General features: G+C 42.0%; 5 protein-coding genes. 3 read left to right on the top strand and 2 right to left on the bottom strand.

Annotated elements, in window-relative coordinates:
• The coding region (locus A2517_RS12020) for a PA2779 family protein (protein ID WP_367187996.1) at positions 1 to 118 on the top strand (118 nt) is incomplete at its 5' end.
• Positions 119 to 120: 2 nt separating this feature from the next.
• Positions 121 to 1,062, top strand: a complete 942-nt coding sequence (locus tag A2517_RS09815) for a PA2778 family cysteine peptidase (protein WP_294896540.1) — start codon at positions 121 to 123, stop codon at positions 1,060 to 1,062.
• On the opposite strand, the gene A2517_RS09810 is transcribed toward A2517_RS09815, so the two are convergent.
• Both A2517_RS09810 and rpoD read right to left on the bottom strand, forming a co-directional pair.
• Positions 1,063 to 1,749, bottom strand: coding sequence for a hypothetical protein (locus A2517_RS09810; protein ID WP_294896538.1), 687 nt, complete (start codon positions 1,747 to 1,749; stop codon positions 1,063 to 1,065). It abuts the gene before it with no gap.
• Positions 1,749 to 3,611 carry an RNA polymerase sigma factor RpoD gene (rpoD, locus tag A2517_RS09805; RefSeq protein ID WP_294896536.1) on the bottom strand — a complete coding sequence of 621 codons (1,863 nt, stop codon included), beginning with the start codon at positions 3,609 to 3,611 and terminating at the stop codon, positions 1,749 to 1,751. The genes A2517_RS09810 and rpoD overlap by 1 nt, the downstream gene beginning before the upstream one ends.
• A 145-nt stretch (positions 3,612 to 3,756) precedes the next feature.
• Here rpoD and A2517_RS09800 point away from each other — a divergent pair.
• A partial coding sequence (locus tag A2517_RS09800; RefSeq protein WP_294896534.1) for a flagellar hook-basal body complex protein occupies positions 3,757 to 4,151 on the top strand: 395 nt, incomplete at its 3' end.

The raw sequence follows: 4,151 nt of genomic DNA, 5'->3' as shown, positions 1-4,151 counted from the left end.
GGCCGGCGGTGACGGTGGAAGCATCATCGGTGCGATTGTCTTTATCTTTATCGTTTTATTGATTACCGATATTCTCGGATTAACAAAAGTGTTTAACTTTACCCGTTCAGTACGTTAGACGTGGCAACGAGAGACTATCTTTTCTTTTTATGTGCAACTGCCGCTTTATTTATATTAAGCGGTTGTGTTGCTAAAGATCCTCTCCCTCAGGGGAAAGTGTATCCTTCAACTTCTATAAATGTCCCTTTTATTTCCCCACGTCAAGATTTATGCGGTTCAACATCCATTCAAATGGTTGCGCAGTATTGGCAGGCTAACAGAAATTATTCCCCTAAATTATCTCTGCAGGAACTTGATCAACGGACACTGCTTCCTCTCAAAGGAGGGACGCTGCAAGTAGAACTGGTGAGTACCGCCCGTGCAAACGGACTCATAGCCTATCCGCTGGAGCCGAATTTTGATGCATTATTGAGTGAGCTTAGCGCTCATCATCCGGTTATCGTATTGATCAATCGGAGTTATTCGTGGTATCCTATGTGGCATTATATTCCTGTGAACGGATACGATACAACGAGGAAGGAATTTTTAACCCATTTTTCAGATCAGCCAAACGAGCCGATAGGGATTAAAACTTTTGCCGAGTTGTGGAAACGGAGTGAGTATTGGGGGGTTGTCCTTCTTCCTCCGGGAGAGATACCTGCATCGGCTACATCAAAAAAATTCTTGCGATCCGTATATGAATTGGAAAAAGTCGGTATGGTTGAGGAAGCAATTCGAAGCTATCAAAGTGCACTTATGCGTTGGCCTGAAGATTCAGATATCCATTTTATCCTAGGCAATAGCTATTCCCGTGTGGATCGTCTGAGCGAAGCAGAGGAGAGCTATCGTCGTTTTTTATTGCGCAACCCTAACCATCCTCTTGCTCTCAATAATTTGGCACTTCTTTTATCGAAAACAGGGAGAAAAACAGAAGGATTGGCGTTATTGGATAATGCAGTCAGTAAAGATCCGGAAGTTCAAAAAATGCTCCGAGAGACACGTGAAGAAATTTTGAAAAAGTAATTATTTCACAATCATCGGAACATTGATTATTATTTTATTCTCTTTTATATCGACAAAGAGGTTGTTTTCTTCGGATAAATGGGTGATTTCTTGCAGATATTTTCGTATTATTTTCTCTGATGAAATCTCGATGGAAAAGAGAGAGTATTTCTCCCCTTCAAATTTGATATGTTCCCCGACACGGAAGAATAATCGTGTTAGAATTTTTTCGTTTCCGCCCATTGAGATATAAATTTTATTGAGAAGTTTGATAAATATCTCAGTTTGAAGGCGGATCTCAGGAATAGTAGGATCGAGCTCTTTTAGGTATTTTGTAGATGAGCCGATTGAGTTGGAACTGATACATAAATCGATTAGGGTATAGACATTAATCAGTTGACCGTCGGGTTTTTGTGCTGTAAACTGAAAAGAGGGGAGTTGATAGAGACGAATCCCGATTTGCTCTTCATCTTCATAGCCTACGGTGATGCCGAAAAATTTAAAACGTCCAAATTCGAGTTCTAAAAAAGTAGTTTTGAATCCAAAAGATGAGTTAGCGTAGGTGGTGGCTATTTTATAAATGGCAGATGCCTCTATCGCACCGAGGAGATATTGTGCCTCGGTATTGAGCGATACGATTTTTCCGCCGGAGTTAAAAAGGATAAATGGATTAAAGTCGTACTCAATCCATTGCTGATCGAATGTCATCAGTCCTCGATATAGTTTTTAAGTTTACGACCCACTTTAGGGTGTTTTAGTTTTTTGATCGCACTGCTTTCAATCTGACGGACACGCTCACGGGTAACGTTGAGCTCTTTTCCGATCTCTTCAAGAGTACGGTCACTCTCATCGTCCATAATTCCGAAACGCATTTTGATAACCGCTTTTTCACGCTCATTGAGCTGTTCGAGAACACTTTCGATTTGAACTTTTAAATCATCTTTCAAGATAGCATCAGACGGTGAAAGGGACATTTTGTCTTCGATGAAATCTCCGAAACGTCCGTCCTCTTCATTCCCGATAGGGGCTTCAAGAGAGATAGGCTCTTTGGTAATTTTAATAACGTTTTTAACTTTCTCAACCGACAAGCCCACTTCTTCCGCGATGGTTTCGACATCCGGCTCTTTTCCGTGCTCTTGGAGATGTTTGCGCATAATCTTATTAATACGGTTAATCGTTTCGATCATATGGATCGGAATACGGATGGTACGTGCTTGGTCGGCAATGGCACGGCTGATGGCTTGACGAATCCACCATGTTGCGTAGGTTGAGAATTTATACCCTTTTTGGTATTCGAATTTATCGACCGCTTTCATCAAACCGATATTTCCCTCTTGGATCAAATCGAGGAAAGGGAGACCGCGGTTGGTATAGCGTTTGGCGATCGAGACAACGAGACGGAGGTTCGATTTCGCCATACGGGTTTTAGAAACTTCGGAGATATTTTTACCCCGTTTGATCTGTTCCAAAATATCGGCCAGTTTGTCCGGCTCCATATTGAAGCCCCCTTTGGAAGCCTCTTTGGTTTGGATCAGTTTTTTGATCTCCATATAGGTGCTGACCATTGTCGCTTCAGGGACTTTGGTTGAAATCTCTTCTTTGGTCAAGTCGCAGATTTTATTCAAAATCAACGTATGATTCTTTTTAAGTTGATCGTTGAAAAGGGGAAGCTTGTACTCAAGACGTTTCAACTCGCGATCAAATCCCTCATCACTGCGCAATGCGGTTTCCATTGAACGGACAAGTTCATTGATAAGTTTAGAGGTTGGCCCGAGATCCAACAATGCCTCTTTGAGCATTTTTTTCTTGAAGCTGACATTGAGGAAGAAAAGGACGTAATCGGCATCCATCTCTTCAATCGAGCACTCTTCCAACATTTTCTCAGTCGCTTTGACCCACTCTTTTTTTGCTTTTTCAAGCGCTTTAAAAGAGGTTACGACTTTTTCAACCCGTTTTTTGTCTTTGAGCGAAGGGGCTTTTTCATTTGTTTCTTCTTCATCCGCATCGTCATCGCTGTCGTCATCGTTATCTTCTTCTTCTGCCTCTTCAAAGCTTTTGAAAAGTTCTTTTACGCGGCGTTCACGGTTAATAAGCGGGTCTTTATAATCAAGGATAAAATCGATCAAATACGGGACGGAACAGATTGCATCGATAATAATCCCTTCCCCCATCTCCATACGTTTGGAGATTTCAACTTCTTCTTCTTTCGTGAGAAGGGGAATCTGACCCATTTCACGCAGGTACATACGTACCGGTGAATCCGAACGTGACCATTCAAGAAGTTCGTGTTGTTTGAGAATATCAAACTCATCACCGCTTGCTTCTTCGATGTATTTAAGCTGAGCGGCACGTTTGGCCGCTGCTTCTTGTTGATTGAGCATTTTGGCATGTTCAGAAGAGGTAAAGAGGCAGATTTTATGTTTCTGAGCCAATTTAAGGATGTTTTTTGCTTGCGCAAGGGTAGGTTGCTTGTCAAATGGATCGACAATTGTTTCATAGGTGAGACAATTTTTAGATTTATGTTCGGCAAATAGGGTTTCGAGATGTTTATTTAGATCTTTGACACTCATACGAGGAGGACTCCCTTAACGTTAAAAAGAGGTGGATTATACCGAGATTTTTCTTAAATAGCCTTCCACTGTTTTTATATTTCTTGTTTTTGCACTGTGGAACACTTGTTGCTCTCTAAGTCTCAATACTCCACAAGGATGATAAATGCAGACCGGATATTATGCGGCAACAGGGGGAATGGTAGCGCAGTTTAATCGTATGGATACGATCGCTTCCAATCTTGCCAATGCCAATACTGCGGGATACAAACGGGATCAGTTGATAACCGGAGATTTTGCCCGTTTGTTTAAAACGGTGCAAAGCGAGCTTCCGATTGCGAATAACACGGAAGAAGCGGCACAGTATTTTAACCGTTCCCTTTCGCGTGTCCCGCAAATTACCGATGCCTATACCGATCACACTCTAGGATCAATGCAGCGAACCGATAATACCTTTGATATGGCACTCTCTAAAGAGGGGCAGTTTTTTGCGGTTCGTACGCCGCAAGGAGTTCGTTTGACCCGTGATGGGATTTTTACCATCAACGATGAGGGGAAATT

The organism is Sulfuricurvum sp. RIFOXYD12_FULL_44_77, assembly GCF_001830725.1.
GTDB lineage: Bacteria > Campylobacterota > Campylobacteria > Campylobacterales > Sulfurimonadaceae > Sulfuricurvum > Sulfuricurvum kujiense_A.
Note: the sequence above shows the minus strand (reverse complement) of the source record. Positions and strands in the feature narration are given on the sequence as shown.